This window comes from Lutispora thermophila DSM 19022, assembly GCF_900142105.1.
In the GTDB taxonomy this organism is placed as follows: domain Bacteria; phylum Bacillota; class Clostridia; order Lutisporales; family Lutisporaceae; genus Lutispora; species Lutispora thermophila.
The window spans coordinates 78,913-95,353 of the sequence record NZ_FQZS01000012.1 but is presented as its reverse complement, the minus strand read 5'-3'; the positions used below and the strand labels follow the sequence as shown (position 1 = coordinate 95,353).

At 38.0% G+C, this 16,441-nt stretch carries 17 protein-coding genes and 2 other annotated features; of the genes, 2 read left to right on the top strand and 15 right to left on the bottom strand.

Annotated features, from left to right (window positions below):
• Positions 1-169 precede the first annotated feature (169 nt).
• The 4 genes from leuS to BUB48_RS09820 all read right to left on the bottom strand — a co-directional run bounded on the left by leuS (position 170) and on the right by BUB48_RS09820 (position 5,332).
• Positions 170-2,617: a leucine--tRNA ligase gene (leuS, locus tag BUB48_RS09835; RefSeq protein ID WP_073026065.1), complete on the bottom strand. Its 2,448-nt coding sequence runs from the start codon at positions 2,615-2,617 to the stop codon at positions 170-172.
• Positions 2,618-2,677: 60 nt separating this feature from the next.
• Positions 2,678-2,883: a binding site (T-box leader), on the bottom strand.
• Between the two features lie 16 nt (positions 2,884-2,899).
• Positions 2,900-3,535: a hypothetical protein gene (locus BUB48_RS09830; protein ID WP_073026064.1), complete on the bottom strand. Its 636-nt coding sequence runs from the start codon at positions 3,533-3,535 to the stop codon at positions 2,900-2,902.
• Positions 3,536-3,685: 150 nt separating this feature from the next.
• A complete protein-coding gene (locus BUB48_RS09825; protein ID WP_175548403.1) occupies positions 3,686-4,510 on the bottom strand; it encodes a C40 family peptidase in 825 nt (274 codons plus the stop codon).
• Positions 4,511-4,543: 33 nt separating this feature from the next.
• Positions 4,544-5,332 (bottom strand): serine hydrolase, encoded by a 789-nt coding sequence (locus BUB48_RS09820; RefSeq protein ID WP_073026063.1) that lies wholly within the window; start codon positions 5,330-5,332, stop codon positions 4,544-4,546.
• 270 nt (positions 5,333-5,602) lie between these two features.
• Here BUB48_RS09820 and BUB48_RS09815 point away from each other — a divergent pair, with 270 nt between their 5' ends.
• A complete protein-coding gene (locus BUB48_RS09815; RefSeq protein ID WP_073026062.1) occupies positions 5,603-5,941 on the top strand; it encodes a DUF3870 domain-containing protein in 339 nt (112 codons plus the stop codon).
• Here BUB48_RS09815 and BUB48_RS09810 read toward each other — a convergent pair.
• On the bottom strand, positions 5,936-6,862 hold the full coding sequence (locus tag BUB48_RS09810) for a TIGR01212 family radical SAM protein (RefSeq protein WP_073026061.1): 927 nt from the start codon (positions 6,860-6,862) through the stop codon (positions 5,936-5,938). The genes BUB48_RS09815 and BUB48_RS09810 overlap by 6 nt on opposite strands.
• Before the next feature lie 236 nt (positions 6,863-7,098).
• Here BUB48_RS09810 and BUB48_RS09805 point away from each other — a divergent pair, with 236 nt between their 5' ends.
• On the top strand, positions 7,099-7,620 hold the full coding sequence (locus tag BUB48_RS09805; RefSeq protein WP_073026060.1) for a peptidylprolyl isomerase: 522 nt from the start codon (positions 7,099-7,101) through the stop codon (positions 7,618-7,620).
• Positions 7,621-8,157: 537 nt separating this feature from the next.
• On the opposite strand, the gene asnA is transcribed toward BUB48_RS09805, so the two are convergent.
• From asnA to BUB48_RS09755, 10 genes are all read right to left on the bottom strand, one after another.
• The gene (gene asnA, locus BUB48_RS09800; protein ID WP_073026059.1) at positions 8,158-9,174 is read right to left on the bottom strand and encodes an aspartate--ammonia ligase; all 1,017 of its coding nucleotides are present in this window, start codon (positions 9,172-9,174) and stop codon (positions 8,158-8,160) included.
• A gap of 53 nt (positions 9,175-9,227) precedes the next feature.
• Positions 9,228-9,484 (bottom strand) — a binding site (T-box leader).
• A 145-nt stretch (positions 9,485-9,629) separates the two neighbouring features.
• Positions 9,630-10,079 (bottom strand): cupin domain-containing protein, encoded by a 450-nt coding sequence (locus tag BUB48_RS09795; RefSeq protein WP_073026058.1) that lies wholly within the window; start codon positions 10,077-10,079, stop codon positions 9,630-9,632.
• 17 nt (positions 10,080-10,096) lie between these two features.
• Complete coding sequence (gene eutH / locus BUB48_RS09790; protein ID WP_073026057.1) at positions 10,097-11,206, bottom strand: ethanolamine utilization protein EutH; 1,110 nt, start codon at positions 11,204-11,206, stop codon at positions 10,097-10,099.
• 29 nt (positions 11,207-11,235) lie between these two features.
• Positions 11,236-11,784, bottom strand: a complete 549-nt coding sequence (locus tag BUB48_RS09785; protein WP_073026056.1) for a BMC domain-containing protein — start codon at positions 11,782-11,784, stop codon at positions 11,236-11,238.
• Positions 11,778-13,127 carry a 4Fe-4S dicluster domain-containing protein gene (locus BUB48_RS09780; RefSeq protein ID WP_073026055.1) on the bottom strand — a complete coding sequence of 450 codons (1,350 nt, stop codon included), beginning with the start codon at positions 13,125-13,127 and terminating at the stop codon, positions 11,778-11,780. Before BUB48_RS09780 ends, BUB48_RS09785 begins: the two co-directional genes overlap by 7 nt.
• 16 nt (positions 13,128-13,143) lie before the next feature.
• On the bottom strand, positions 13,144-13,425 hold the full coding sequence (locus tag BUB48_RS09775) for a EutN/CcmL family microcompartment protein (protein WP_073026054.1): 282 nt from the start codon (positions 13,423-13,425) through the stop codon (positions 13,144-13,146).
• 26 nt (positions 13,426-13,451) lie between these two features.
• Entirely contained in the window at positions 13,452-14,120 is a 669-nt protein-coding gene (locus tag BUB48_RS09770) for a hypothetical protein (RefSeq protein ID WP_073026053.1), read from the bottom strand.
• A gap of 12 nt (positions 14,121-14,132) precedes the next feature.
• Entirely contained in the window at positions 14,133-14,957 is an 825-nt protein-coding gene (eutJ, locus tag BUB48_RS09765; protein ID WP_073026052.1) for an ethanolamine utilization protein EutJ, read from the bottom strand.
• A 10-nt stretch (positions 14,958-14,967) separates the two neighbouring features.
• On the bottom strand, positions 14,968-15,591 hold the full coding sequence (gene pduL / locus BUB48_RS09760) for a phosphate propanoyltransferase (protein WP_073026051.1): 624 nt from the start codon (positions 15,589-15,591) through the stop codon (positions 14,968-14,970).
• A gap of 5 nt (positions 15,592-15,596) precedes the next feature.
• Positions 15,597-16,367 carry a cobalamin adenosyltransferase gene (locus BUB48_RS09755; protein WP_073026050.1) on the bottom strand — a complete coding sequence of 257 codons (771 nt, stop codon included), beginning with the start codon at positions 16,365-16,367 and terminating at the stop codon, positions 15,597-15,599.
• Between the last annotated feature and the right edge of the window lie 74 nt (positions 16,368-16,441).

Sequence of the window (16,441 nt, the reverse complement as noted above, 5' to 3'; positions counted from 1 at the left end):
GCCACATAATACTAAAAATATTATTCTACAGAGCCATTGATAATCCTCTAAAAATTATTGTTTCATATTTTGGTTTCTCCCTTTTGACGATCGTTTTCGTCATTGATAAAAATGCATATTTCCATTAATAAATATAGCTGGTGTTAAAGACAACACCAGCTAATTAAAACTATTTTATTACTATATTGATCAATCTTCCTTTTACAACTATTACTTTTACAATCTGCTTTCCTTCGATAAATTCCTTCACTTCTTCATTATTAAGCACAACGTTCTCTATTTCCTTATCATCTGCAGAAGAAGGAACCATCAATCTGGTTTTTACCTTTCCGTTTAGCTGGACTGCTATCTCCACTTCATCCTTTACTAAAGCTTTCGGATCCCATTTGGGCCAGGATTGATTGAAGATGGAATATTCATAACCAAGCTGCTCCCATATCTCTTCTGTGAAGTGAGGTGCAAATGGAGATAATATCCTCAATAAATCTGCAAAAACATCTTCAAAGAACTCTACATTCTTATTTTCAACTTCCTGTTCATATTTATATAAAGCATTTAACAGTTCCATCATCCTGGCTATTGCCGTATTGAAATGGAATTCCTCAGTATCTGTTTCCACTTCTTTTATTGCTCTGTTTCTTTCATAGTTCAATTCCTTCTCAGCTGACGACATTTGCTTGCTGCTCTTTGTATTTCTAAGCTCAATTACTCTTTCGGCAATTCTTTCGATCCTGCTTAGAAATCTGGCAACAGCTTTTATTCCTCCGTCGCTCCAAGGTCCTCCCTCTTCATAGGCAAACCCGAACATAAGATATAATCTAAAAACATCAGAACCATATTCGCTAATATAGCTATCAGGAGAGATGACATTTCCCTTGGATTTGCTCATCTTGTTGCCATCAGGTCCTAATATTACGCCCTGATGTCTCAAGGATAAAAATGGCTCATCAAAATTGAGATACCCTAAATCTCTGAGGGCTTTTGTAAAGAATCTGGCATATAGCAAATGCATAGCTGCATGTTCTGCACCACCTACATACTTATCTACAGGAAGCATCTTGTTTATCCATTCCCTATTAAAGGGTTCCTCGGAATTTTTATTGTCCGGATACCTTAAATAGTACCAGGATGAGCATACGAATGTATCCAAAGTATCCGCATCTCTCTTTGCAGGTCTTCCGCATATAAGACACGTTGTATTGACAAATTCTTCGCATTTCTTCAGTGGTGACTCTCCATCGGGAGTAAACTCAACATTATAGGGAAGCAGTACAGGCAAATCCTTTTCAGGAACCGGCACTGTACCACAGTGGTCACAATATATGATGGGTATAGGAGCGCCCCAATATCTCTGCCTTGATACCAACCAGTCCCTCAATCTATAGTTTACTTTTATTTCTCCCTTGCCTTCCTTGGCTAGTTCTTCAACAATCTTAATCCTGGCTTCCTCTGACTTCATACCGCTGTATTTGCCGCTGTTTACCAAAATTCCATAATCAGTGTATGGCAATGAAGCCTCACTGCCATCTGCTGAATCTATAACCCTTACAATTGGTAGATTAAATTTCATTGCAAACTCATAATCTCTTTCATCATGTCCAGGAACTGCCATTACACATCCTGTACCATAGGTTGCCAATACATAATCAGCGATCCAGATAGGCACCCTTTCTCCTGTTATGGGATGTATTGCATAGGCTCCGGTGAAAACTCCTGTTTTTTCTCTGGTTGTTGATAATCTGTCTATTTCGGTCTGCTTCTTTGCCCATTCTTTATATTTTTCCACAGAGTTTCTGTATTCATCAGTTGTTATCTTATCCACTATTTCATTTTCCGGTGCCAATACCACATAGGTCACGCCACATAATGTATCAGCCCTGGTAGTGAACACCTTAAAGGCAATATCTGAATTCTCTACTTTGAATTCTATTTCTGCACCTTCTGACTTGCCTATCCAGTTCTTCTGTATTTTCTTGGTCTTTTCAGGCCAATCCAGCACATCCAGCTTTTCCAAAAGTTCTTCTGCATAAGCAGTTATTTTAAAGAACCATTGTGTCAAATTCTTCTTGGTTACCTCAGATTCACATCTTTCGCAATGACCTTCAATTACCTGCTCATTGGCCAAAACAGTCTGACAGCTGGGACACCAGTTTACAGGAGCTTCCTTCCTGTAGGCTAATCCTGCGCGATAAAGCTGCAGAAACATCCATTGAGTCCATTTATAGTATTCAGGTAGGCATGTTATTACTTCATAATCCCAATCAAACATGGCTCCCATTTCTTTCAGCTGTTTTTCCATGGTCTCAATATTTTTCATGGTAGAATCATGAGGGTGTATGCCTGTTTTTATGGCATAGTTTTCTGCTGGTAGACCGAAAGCATCAAATCCCATAGGCTGAAATACTTCATAGCCTTGAAGCCTCTTGAATCTAGCCCAGGAGTCAGTGGGACCGAAATTATACCAGTGTCCTACATGAAGCTTTGCGCCGGAAGGGTAAGAAAACATTTCAAGACAATACAATTTTTTATCTAATCTATCACGGTTGAACTTGTATAGTTTGGTTTCTTCCCATCTTTTTTGCCACTTTCTATCTACTTCAATATTATACATTTCCATCACTCCATTCCTGTTATAGTATTAATAATTTAAGTAAAATTATAAAACCCGTCTCTTAATATAAGAGACGGGATATCCGCGGTACCACTCTAATTGATTATTTAAAATAATCCACTCAAACCCTATAACGGCGGGGACCGTCTTACCCTACTTCATTCAGGCAGCAGCTCCTGGGTGAGTTCAAAGATTTAAAGCTGCCATTTTCCACCACTCATGGCTCTCTATAAGCTTCAATATCTTCTACTACTCCCATTCTTCACTTTTGTAATATTGTATGTGATTTTAGCGCAAAATTTCATTCTTGTCAATATTATTTGCTTCTAACATTTCTTCATCCATTACTTCCATTTCATCTCCACCTACTATATCATGCAAATAAGAATAAAGTCTCTTTACTCTCTCTTCCATATCCACCTTTTTCTGAATAAGCTCCATGATGGTCTCTCTCAATCTGTTAATCTCTCGCTGGACACTTTCTAAACCTTGTTCATTTTCATTGATAAGCTCATAGGTTCTTTTAACAGTTTCCTTAAGCAATATGGCGTTTAGCTGATCTATGTCTTCATATAAAGTATGTAGTTCATCTAAAATCTGTGGCAGTCTCTCATTAATCTGTAGAATTTCATTCTGCGCTTCTTCTAAAGGCCCAACGAATGCTTGGTTTTTGCTCTCGTTAAGTTCATTTGATATATGCAATATTTTGTTTATGAGTACTTTTTTTCTTCTTTCCAAGTCCTTTTGCTCCTGCTCCAAGCTTTTTTGCTTGGATAAAAGTCCTTCCAGTTTACTGACTGTCTTCTCCATGCTTCTCGATTTAAAATTGGAAAAAAGCTGTATCCATTCAGGAGTATATATTAAAATGGGTATTCTATTTTTTCGAATAAAATCACTATCTATATGTATATCTTTCAACTCCATCACCTTATCATCATAAACTTGTCCAAAAAATATTCCATTAATATCATATCACAGAAAATCAATACAAGTATATAGTAGAATATACTCAAAAAGGTTGTTGGAGAACTCTTCAGATTCCAACAACCTTATCTATTTCTGTTATTTAATAAACTACTTTCTGCCGAATACTGTCCCTACTGCATAAAGAGACTTATGGAGATCTTCCCTATAATCTTCATCTTCCGGATTCAAGCTATTTATAACCACTCTACCGGAACTTCCGGTAGAATGAATGTACTTTCCGTCTCCAATGTACATAGCAATGTGTCCTGGGAAATATAAAGCATCGCCGGGTTTTACTTCTTCAATGGAAATGGATTTCATATACTCTTCTTTTAATCTTGCATCTCTATATATGATTATTCCATTGAGCATATATGCCATTGAAACAAAGCCTGAACAGTCAATGCCCATGGTACTTTTACCACCCCATCTGTATTGAGTTCCCATATATAAAAATGCGATATCCAGGAGACTCTTCCTGACTACATCTTCTTCTTTGTCTAAATCAAACTTAGGCATCTTCTTGCAAAATTCTTTTTGCACCCATCCCTTTGTTTTGTCTATAAGTTCTACTTCACACCATCTGCCTTCTTCTTTTCCTGTCAGGTGAATAAAATCTCCCCTTACCAGAGTTATTAGCTGGTAGCTTTGATATTTAGGTTCTGCCATTACATCAGCTATATTGTGAATTATATAATGTTCTGCCATTTTGGACCACTCTAATGCTCTTTCATCATCTATGAGCATATCATTTTCATGTACAAAGCCTTCATAATCATAATGGGTTTTTACTTTATACCAGCCGTCTGTCAGTTTTTCTTCCAGTTGAAGCACCATCCCATACAGGCTTTCATCTGCTACCTCACTATCAAAAGAAGGATTTAATTTCAAAGGTATTACATTTTTCTTTGTTATAGCCAGTTTATTGCACATCACCAGCACCTCCATAAATTATTTGATCTATAACTATTTCAAGCTGCTCATTTTATTAGAAAAATAATCATATACGGTCTTTGATACCTTTCCAATGATATGCTTAGCGCCAATATTGCTTTCCGCATCTGTTACAAATACGCCAAGCAAGTAATCTGTATAGGGATGATAGAATATGCCTATATCATGGTTGAGATTTTGCAAATCGCCGGTTTTATTGGCTACTACTATGTCATCGGCAATGTATCTTGTCAGAAGATCCTTATGCTGTTGTCTCTTCAATATGTCTAGAGCTACTTGGCACATGGATTCATCAAGTATTGTACCCTTGTACAATGCTTCCATCATAACGGCCATATCCCATGCTGTGGTAACATTTTGCTTCCCCTGCTTTGCAGCTTCAAAATCCATCATCTTGCGTCTGAGTACAGTTCCTTCAAGCTTCAAGTCTTCTGCCATCTTATTTATGTTTCCATACCCCAAAATATCAATCAATATATTTGTAGCTGTGTTATCACTTGTTATAATCATCAAAGTTATAAGATCTTTAATGGAATAGTGTTTTACATTTAATTCGGTAATGATGCTAAAATCAACTTTGTCTTCATCCTTAACTTCCACCAATTCATCAAAGGAAAGCCTTTGCTCCATAATCTGTCTTAAGGCTTCAATCATAATGAGAATTTTTATTGTACTTGCAGAGGCCACTACCCTATGAGGATCCAATTGAAACATTAAAGCATCATTTTTTAAATCCTTTAAAACAATGGAAACATTGCCCACATCATTTTGAAAGCTTTTCATTATATCCTGATCTAACATCCGGCTCCCTCCTTTATTCTTATAAGCAAAAAATTCGGTAGAAAAAGTATAATATCAACTTTCTCTGCCGAACTTCATTTACGGAAAATAAATGCTGCGACATATCAATGATTTCGATAATTTATTGGTAAAATACCAGTAAGGCTATCAAAATCTAAATTTTATATTCTATATATTTTGAAAAATTCCTCTTTAATATATGCTATATTGCCACTATTATTGAACAGAAATATTTTTTATGCTAATTTATTCTATGAGGAGGAGATAATTTTGAAATACACAACCAATACCACTTACATTGTAGGAAATTCTAAGTCTCAGCAGAACAATCCAATTACACATGTATATGGAGCATTTTTTATTGCCTTTGTTATTGATAATGACACTGAAGAAATAATTGATGTTGAATGCAACTCCATACTGCCTCTGACAAATGACTTTATAAAAACCATATTTATCGGGAAAAGCATCAGATATGACTTTGATCATTTAAAGGCTGAAGTTGAGAAAAGATATCTGGGCTCATCCCAGAAGGCCATATTGGTAGCCTTCAAGGATGCACAGAAAAAATATACCGATGTAAAATCAGGGAAGGATATTCAGTTATAAGCTGAATTTCTTCCCTTGCCATGTATCTCTTTCAATTAATCTATCATCTATGGAATTTAGTACTTCCCACTTATTGAGACTCCATCTTGGGCCTATCAGAGTGGCTCTCGGACCGTCACCAGTAAGCCTATGGATGACCATATGCGATGGAATCCTTTCTAGGCAATCCACTATCAAATCAACATACTCATCTTTTTCCATGAACCTAAGCTTTCCTTCTTCATAGAGTTCTACCATGGGAGTATCCTTCATCAGATGCAGCAAATGAAGCTTAATACCCTGGGTTTTTGTATGAGCTACAAAGTCCACAGTTCGGATCATATCTTCTTTAGTTTCTCCTGGCAATCCCAAAATACAATGAGTGACAATATTTATATTTCTCTTTTTCAATTCTTCCACTGCTTTAACATATGTCTCCAAAGGATAACCTCTGTTGACAAGCTTAGCAGTTTCTTCTTTTATGGTTTGCAACCCCAGTTCCACCCATAAGTATGTTTTATCATTCAGTTCCTCCAACAGTTCCAGCACATCATCAGGCAGACAATCAGGTCTTGTGGCAACAGCTAATCCTACCACATTCTCTTTATTCAATATTGTATAATATTTTTCTCTTAGAACTTCAACAGGAGCATAGGTATTTGTATAGGCCTGAAAATATCCGATGTATTTTCCGTTTTTCCACTTTTTATTCATCATAGCCTTAGCCTCGTCAAACTGCTTTGACAAATCATCTGCTTCCATTGTAAAATCACCAGAACCTCTTGGACTGCAAAATATGCAACCGCCCTTTGACCTGGTACCATCCCTGTTAGGGCAGGTAAAACCGGCATCAAGAGATATTTTCATCACCTTTTCACCGAATTTTTGTCTTAAAAAATAGTTTAAATTATAATATCTTTTGTTATCCCATTTCATAACCATTTTCAATTCTCCCCGATAAGTAGTTCAAATAAGCTCTATATTTACAATATTATAATATATTTTTATAATCATTGCTCAATAATATATTTGCATGAATCTTTTTCAAACATGGATTTTCTTCAGTATAAAGCATAAACCAAAGATTCAAAAGGGCTGATTTTACTTAATTAAAATGCTTCAATCAAGGCTTTTAATGCTATATAATGATCTTATCTTATATAGAAAGGAAGTTTTGCATGAACAACAACCCAATAGTCACCATTGAAATGGAAAACGGTAAAGAGATAAAAGTGGAGCTTTACCCAGATGTGGCTCCAAATACCGTCAGAAATTTTATATCTCTGATAAACAAAGGATTCTACGATGGATTGATATTCCATAGAGTTATCCCAGGTTTCATGATACAGGGAGGATGTCCTCAAGGTATAGGAATAGGGGGACCAGGTTATTCAATCAAGGGAGAGTTTTCATCCAATGGCTTCAAGAATCATCTGAAGCATGACAGAGGAGTTATATCCATGGCTCGTGCTATGAATCCTGATTCTGCGGGTTCTCAGTTTTTTATAATGGTAGAAGCAGCTCCTCATCTTGATGGAGATTATGCTGCTTTTGGAAAGGTAATTGAAGGAATGGAAGTTGCAGATGAAATAGTGAATACGCCTACGGATTTCAGAGATAAGCCTCTCAATGACCAAAAGATGAGAAAGGTTACAGTTGAGACTTTCGGCATTGAGTACGAAGAACCAGAGGTTATATAGTATGCACTGACTAGGGTATTCTTCTTGGGCCCTGACGCGTGACACGAGTTACGAGAGCTGGGGTATTCATTATAGGTCTTTTTGATGAACAGTGATTTGCACAGCGATATCCACGGATTACCACGGCGGGTTTTTTTGAGAACACTAGAAGACACTAAAATATCACAAAAAGCCACTAAAGGATACTCCTATAATACTATAGCAAACTATAATAATCATATGTGCAGTTCACAAGGTTATTGATTTTGGAAATACTAACACCAGAATCTGGAGACTTACGACACATATCTTATTGCTGGTCTTCAGTTACTGGTGTTATACTAATTACTCTAAATATTTTCTTGCACTATTTCATAGTTCCATAAAGTTTATAATACCCTTTAGTGTATTGTAGGGCAATTTAGTGTCTTTTAGTGTTCTAATAAATTCCGCTGTTTAAATCCGTATTCCACTTAAAAACTCAAAAGGAATGCCCTAGCACCAGAGACCAGTGGCCAGCTACCAGCCACCGACCTATAAGGAATACGTTAGGCTTGCTTACAGTAGCGCTATTCCGTTGGCTTCGCATAGATCAATCATTTCCTTTGGCCATACGGAAGCCTGTATTTCTCCGATATGTGCTTTGCGGAGGAAGTACATGCATATTCTGGACTGGCCGATGCCTCCACCTATAGTTAAAGGTAGCTTATCTTCCATAAGCATTCTGTGATATTCAAGTTCTAACCTCTCTTCACATCCAGCCAGCTTCAATTGCTTCTGCAATGAGTTCTTATCTACCCTGATTCCCATGGAAGATAACTCCAATGCCATATCCAAAACAGGATACCAGAATAGTATATCTCCGTTTAAATCCCAATCATCATAGTCAGGAGATCTACCATCATGCCTTTTCCCTGATTTAAGTTTACCTCCAATGCCTATTACGAATACGGCGCCTTTCTCTTTAGCTATGGCATTCTCTCTTTCCTTAGGATTTTTATCTGGATACATATCCTCCAACTCCTGTGAAGTTATAAAGGAAATTTCATCGGGAAGCATGATTTCATAATCCGAATATAGCCCTTTCATAAAGATTTCTGTATCCTTAAAAACCTTATAGATGCTTCTTACTGTTTCCTTTAAAAATTCAATATTTCTGTCATCTGCTGTGATGACTTTTTCCCAATCCCATTGGTCTACATAGATGGAATGGATATTATCCAAATCTTCATCCCTTCTTATGGCATTCATATCTGTGTATAAACCTTCATAAGGTTTAAAGCCATATCTCTTCAGAGCCATCCTTTTCCACTTAGCAAGTGATTGAACTATTTCAACTTTTTTACCTTCTATAGCCTTTATATCAAAGGATACGGGTCTTTCTACTCCGTTTAAGTTATCATTTATTCCCCTATCAGCTTCAACAAACAAAGGTGCAGAAACTCTTGTAAGATTCAACTCAGCTGCAAGTCTCTTTTCAAAATAATCTTTTAGTTTCTTTATTGCTACTTGTGTACCTCTAATGTCTTTCTTAGATTGATAATTTTTTGCTTCGAATAAAGTAACTTTACCCATTTACTATCCCTCCATAATTTTCAATTAAAATAAAAAATCCTTTCATCCCTAATACAAGGGACGAAAGGAATACTTCCGCGGTACCACCCAAATTAACACCTGGTTCACTCTGCCGATACGGAATATCAATCAATATAATATTCGATATCGCCCAACTTTAACGCTTTGGCTGCGTCTAAGTCTACTCTCCATCAGGATTTCGGTTAGAAACTCCGGGATGTTCTTCAATTAGGCTATCGTATCGGACTCCCACCGTCTCCGACTCGCTTAAACTACCTTCCTAATCTACTCTTCCCATCATAATCTTTCTCGCAAATGAATTAATGTATATTATAAAATAGTTTTTTTTGATTGTCAACCTAAATTTTCTGATTATTTTTCGAAAGCAATTTGAATTAAAAAAGCCTTTAAACATGTAAGCAAGCATAAAATAAATGTGGTGTTTTCCACCACATTTATAAATCTGCCCAATTAGCAGGATATGTAACATATATAAACTTCACATAATCTGGTGTAGAAAACTCAATAGAACTGTTCACAGGTATAAATATTACATCTCCTGCATTTCCTCTTATCTTATTCCCATTGATTATGATTTCCAATGTTCCTTCTATTATATAATCTATCTCATCGTATTTAAGGGTCCAAGGGAAGCTGCTGTTTTTCATTTCCATAAAACCACATCCTAGTCTTGGACTTTCATCCAAAGACAAAATATCCTTAAGATAAACCTTATCTCCTTCTTTGCCTGTATCAAAGGTTTCACATTTCACCGTTGATCCTTTTATGCTGATTACACCGCTTCTGTCCACTTCTTTTATTATTTTGATCTCATGCTGCTGAAGCTTCTCTAATACAAGTTTTGCTATGATTTCCACTAACTCTTTGTTATCAATATTATTCAAGTTTCATACCTCCCCAATCATGCAGAGAGGTCCTGCTTCTTTTCTTGATCTATGCTGCTCTTAGGTGCTATGAAAGAGGCCAAAGCAACGGCAGTTATACCGGCAACAAGCTTGCCTACTATCATGGGGAATATCATATCTCGATTGACTCCGGCTGTGAAGCCTAGGTGATCGCCAAATACAAAGGCTGCGCTTACTGCAAATGCAACATTGAGAACCTTGCCTCTGTCATCCATATCCTTCATTAGTCCGAACATTGGAATGTTATTGGCCAAAGTTGCCACCATACCTGCTGCAGCCACATCTCCCATACCTAAAAGTCTGCCCATGCTCATCAAAGGTTTCTTAAAGACTTTTGTTATAAAGTGCACCATAGGAAAAGCTCCGGCCAGCATTATTGCAATGCTACCTACTATTTGTATTCCTTCTGTTATGGGAGCCATTCCGGGAATTACAACTATTCCGGTCAAAGTTTCTATAATGATTGCAGCAGTACCTATGGTTATGACAACCACAACACCCTTTCCGAATACAGTAAACCCTTTTATCATTTTTTGAGGTATCTTCCATAGTCCGAGGGCAATGAGCAATGCTACTATAACTATAGGTATAAGATTTCTCAAAATCATGCCAATTTCAAATCCTGCAACAAGGCCGCCGGCCAAGCATCCTATAGGAATGGTTATAATGCCGGCCAATATACCCATGGCTAAGAATTTTTGGTCTTCCTTTTCAATTATTCCCAGAGCTACAGGTATTGTAAACACTATTGTAGGCCCCATCATGGATCCAAGAATAAGCCCTGCAAATTGCCCCGCTTCAGGAGATTGGGCCAACTCTATTGCAAGAGGATAACCTCCCATATCACAGGCTAGAAGTGTCGTTGCAAACATGGAAGGATCAGCACCCAGAGCAGTATATAAAGGAACTATCACTGGTTTTAACACATTGGCCAGCACAGGTGCCAACGATACTACTCCCACCATGGCTATGGCTAAGGAACCCATGGCCATAAAGCCTTCATCGAACTTCTCACCTAATCCATATTTGTTTCCGATTATCTTGTCAATAGCTCCCAGCACCATAAAGGCTACCATTATATATACAATAATCTCATTAATGCTCATTCAACTTCCCCCTTTTCATTGATTGAATTTTATAACAGGCTCACGAATAAATCCTCAGATGGATTCGATATAACTGCTTTATTGATTAAAGTCCCCGCTTCCTTGGCTGCAACTGTGGCAGCTTCTACAGCTTCATTCACTGCACTGACATCACCTGTAAGCACTACATAGGATTTGCCTCCTATGCTTATTCCAAGCCTTATATCCAGCAATTTGACTTGAGCTGATTTTACAGCTTTATCAGCTGCAATAATTGAAGATGCAATATTGAAAAACTCCATGACACCAATGGCATTAACTCTCTCTACGGGATTTGCCCCGTTAAATGCATTTAATACCTGAGGGTTAACATTGGGTATAATGAAATTTTCCACCGCAAATTGACCTGCTTTTTCCAAACCTGCAGCTACTGAGGATTTAACCGCGCCTACATCTCCCGCTATCATAATGATATACTTTCCTGGACATACAGGTTTAGAAAAAATCAAATCCACATCTCCTGCCTTCACCATGGTATCAGCGGTTTCAACTGCTCTTGCAATGCTGTTTAATTCTATCATTCCTATGGACTTCAGCATGACATCACCCCACTGTTTTTCCTCTCAATGACTATTGCGTCATGAATTTCCACAACAACACCATCGATGCTTCCATGTATATTGGCTCCTAAATCTCCATAATTGACAGAAGCTATAAGCTGTCCTAAAGCAACATTATCCCCAACTTTAACTAAGGGGTTAGCAGCAACTCCAATATGCTGTCTAAGTGGTATAGATACTCTGTCTGTCTTTATTGCTTTGATTTTCAGAGGTTCTTTTACATCATACTTATGCATATGTATTCTCGTAAGCAATCTTTCCACGGGAACTTTCCTATGTTCTCTTATACCTATTTCACTGGGACCGCTTTTGTCATCTTTGAATGTTATCTTCTTTTCTCTCAGCTTATTTTTCACGTATATGTTCACCAATCTAGGTGATATCCCCATAGGACAGGCATATAATTCGCAAATGCCACATTCACAGCAAATAAGTGAATCCATGAAGCTTTCATCTATTTCTTCGCTATACCCTATCTTTCTCATTATCTTGTGAGGTCTAATAGGATGACCTATCAGATATCTTGGACACATATCTGTACAGTAGCTGCACTGTATGCAGGCTGATTTGGTTTGATTTATCATGTGCTGCAGATTAAGCTTGTTCTTATAAACCAGATAGTGATCTGAAGGAATAACTATTACTCCTCCTGTTGTTTTAGTTACGACCCTGCTGTCAATATCTTCAGAGGATATTAGCATTCCCATCATAGGTCCACCAAGGATTATATGAAAACCATCCAGTTTGCTGCCTCCGGCTGCTTCTATACATTCTCTTATGCTTATTCCTATTGGCACATCCAACAGCAGAGGATTGTTTACCTCTCCCATCACTGATACAAGCTTTCTTATTACGGGTTTCCCTTCCATGGCATGATAAACATTCAACATAGTTCCTACATTGCTGACCACTGTTCCAACTTGCAAGGGTATCCCTCCGGGAGGAACTGTTCGTCCTGTCACTTCATAAACAAGAACTTGCTCATCTCCGGCAGGATATATGCTATTCATGAGAAAAAAATCCAGATCAATTCCAAACTTCTCCTGAGCTTTCTTTAGACTTTCTATCTCGTATTGGTATTTTTTCTTCAAAGCAAAGACTACTTTTTCAGCCTTGATGATTTCCGCAACTTTCTTTACCCCCAGCAGCACTTCTTCAGACCTTTCTCTCATTATATATTTATCAGTCTGGAGTAATGGTTCACATTCTGCCCCATTTATTATGAAATATTCCACCTTGGCGTTTAGTTTTTTATAGGTGGGAAAACCGGCTCCACCAGCACCTACTACACCTGCATCGTATATCTTTATCAAATCTTCCATCCTATCACCTCACCACCTACACCAAATAGGCTTTCTCAACTTCTACCATATCAATGATACCAATGATAGCAGCATCAATTGGCGCTTCATCCTTATCCAACACCTTTCTTGCAGAGCTTCCCTTAGTCACCAGCACCGTTTCCCCAACTCCCGCTCCTACCACATCAGCTGCAATGAAAGTGGGAGCATCGCTTTCTCTCCCATAATCCAATGGCTTAACCACAAGAAACTTGAGTCCGTTCAATGACTCCTCCTTCCTTGTAGCCCAAACATTGCCTATTACCTTTGCCATTATCATCTGCTTGTCAACTCCTTTATATAGGCTTATTCTTTGAACAAGCATATATTGTTTATTTTTATATAGTCCTTTGCCAAAGGAGTGATGATGCTTTTATTTCCTATTCTTATCTTCCTGTGGCCTTTTTGAACTAACTTCCTCAAGTCCTGCTCAGTTATTAGCTTTTTGTCCAATAGGAAGCATTCTTCCTCCCGACACTTTTTTTCTAAGTTTCTTTCATCAACTGCAATTATGTTTTCACAACTACCTATAATAACCTTGATAATATCCTGAGTATTAAAAAATTGGACTCCATAACCGGCTATAGTTTTTTCATAGAATTCAAACTTCTCTTTTAAGCCTTTATCAATGGTTACCTCATATTTCTTGTATTCCAGGCTGCTCTTTTCCACATATACTTTCTTGCCTGTAAGCCTACCTTTCAGAATGAGCTTGGAAATATCTGTACCAGGAACCAATAGAGCAGATGTTACCAAGTGATAATTAGACATACCATCGATAATTATATGCTCATAATTATCCAGATCCAATTCATCAGAATAACCACTATAATGATCATAGAGTATACCCGCTTTATCCAGCTCACCCTTCAGCGATTCTCCTTGTCCGATGAGCAGCACCTTTGCAGAGCAATTTTCAATTCTTTTCAAGACTTCCTCAGCTATTCTATCCACTAAAGCGCTAATATCCTCCATATTATCACCCCTTTATAAACTGCAACTAAGAGCAATTCCCACAGGTGTAACCAACAATGGATTGTATGGCTTAACTGCATTAATTCCCGTTTCCGTTTTTATAATGTCTTCTATACCTGTCAGGCAGGATGTTCCTCCTACCAGATATATGTCATTTACTTTAAAACCTCTAATATGGTTGTTTATGATGGAGGCTATTTTTTGAACAACAGGCAATATTAACGGTCTTATTTCCTTGTGTCTTGACTTATCTTTCTTGATTTTGTCCGCTTCTTCGAAGGGAATTTTATAATTACCGGCTATAACCAACGACAGATGAGTTCCTCCTGTTGGCTCATCAGCCGTATATACTACATTTCCGTCTTCAAAAATTGAAAGGCCTGTAGTTCCTGCTCCTATATCAACAACCACTCCGTCCTTAATACCCAAAACCATGTTTGCCGCTGTAGGTTCATCTACAATTGAAACTACTTCTATTCCGGCTCCTTCCACCACATATCTATGGGTATCGCTATCCCTCTTGCCCGTACCGGGTGGTATGGCAATAGCAGTTGCAGCAAGTTCAACTCCAACTCTATCTTCTATGTTCATCTTCAACCTTTTTACTATACTTTGGGCTCCCATATAGTCTACAACCAGACCATCCCGCACAACCCTGGCTTCCTCCATGGCACATGCAACGGGTTTCCCAAATCTATCCAGAACCGTTATTGATATATGGGATGTACCTAAATCCACTCCCACTTTCAGTTTCAGATTTTTCTCTACATCCTTATTGTTAGTCAAGGTCTCTTCTACTTCCATTATCAAGGAATCAGCCTTGCAGAAATCAACCATGGCAATCCTCCTAAACTTCCATTATTTCTCCTACAACGCCTTCAAAAAAACCGCAGGCATTGGCTTCATCATGGTCTATATGCATTGAAAGCCTGCTCCTGTTGCTAATCCTTATTACTACATCCTCAAATATTACAGGTCTTGGGCTTCCAATTCGGACCTTGACAATTTGCTTGTCTTCAACACCAAAACGCCTTCCATCCTCTGGGGTCATATGGATATGCCTTTTGGCCACTATGGTGCTGCTTGGCACCTCAATAATCTTCCCATTGCACCTGATATACAAAGTTTCACTATCCTTCAAATCCCCTGAAAGCCTAAGGGGAGCATTGATACCCAATGATATGCTGTCTGTCCTTGAAATCTCTATCTGGGTGTCTTCTCTTACAGGTCCTAAAATTGCAACATTTCTAATAATATTTTTGGGCCCTATTATATCCACCCTTTCCTTGCAGACATATTGTCCCGGTTGAGATAACTCCCTGACCATCTCCAGTTCATAACCTTCACCAAATAGAATATCCACATGTCCCTTAGATAGATGCACATGTCTCGCAGAGGTCTCCACAGGAATATGTTTGCTCTCTTCAATTTTTTTCAGTACCTTTTCTACAATAAGTTCCAATCTATCCATTCCTGTTACCTCTCTTCTTTGTAGTATCCTGTCAACTGCCTTAACAGCATGATATAAAGACAACTGCTTAACCTATTCAAAGCTTTTATTATGTCAATCCTGTTTACTCCATCCTCTGTCTTGAAAGCTTTAATGGCTGCAATTTCCGTTTCTCGTATGGTGCTTCTTATGCTGTTTAACAACACAGCCAACTCGCCCATCTCCCAAGATGGAAGCATATGCTTTGTATTGAAATATTTTTGTGGGTTATGGGACATTTCCCTCAATTCCTTTTCTCCCAGCTCCAAAACTTTTATATCTTCCAAAGGTTCATTCAGAACCTCAGCCCTCATAATATTCCTGCACAGTATCAGCACTTCATCCAAATCCTTTACAAGTGCCATACTTTTATGTTTTGAGGCAGCTAATTGAACTTCCATTATCTTACTTTGTAGGCTATCCAGCTTTCCTCTGAGCACAATATGTGGATGATCTTTAAATACCAGCTTGTTTCCATACAACTGGGTCATGTATTCGGGTTTATCAGCAAAATATCCCCCGCCGTAGGCTGCATAATATTTAGGCTTTAGGCATTCCCTTTCATCAACTTTAATCTCATCTTTTTTTGGAACTTCCTCTGTTTTTTCATCCTTATCTTTTATAATCAGTTCTATATCTCTTTCCTTCAAATATTGCCGGGCGGATGGTGTTACCTTGATATCAGGGCCCACAATGTATTGGCTTATCTTTTTGTTTTTCAATTCAGCCCTCAGTGAAGCTTCCGTTAATACGCTCATATCTTCACACCCTTTTTTGAATAAAATAAGGGAATAAAGCACCTGGGCGGGGATAAGCTTCCGCCCTTATGGTG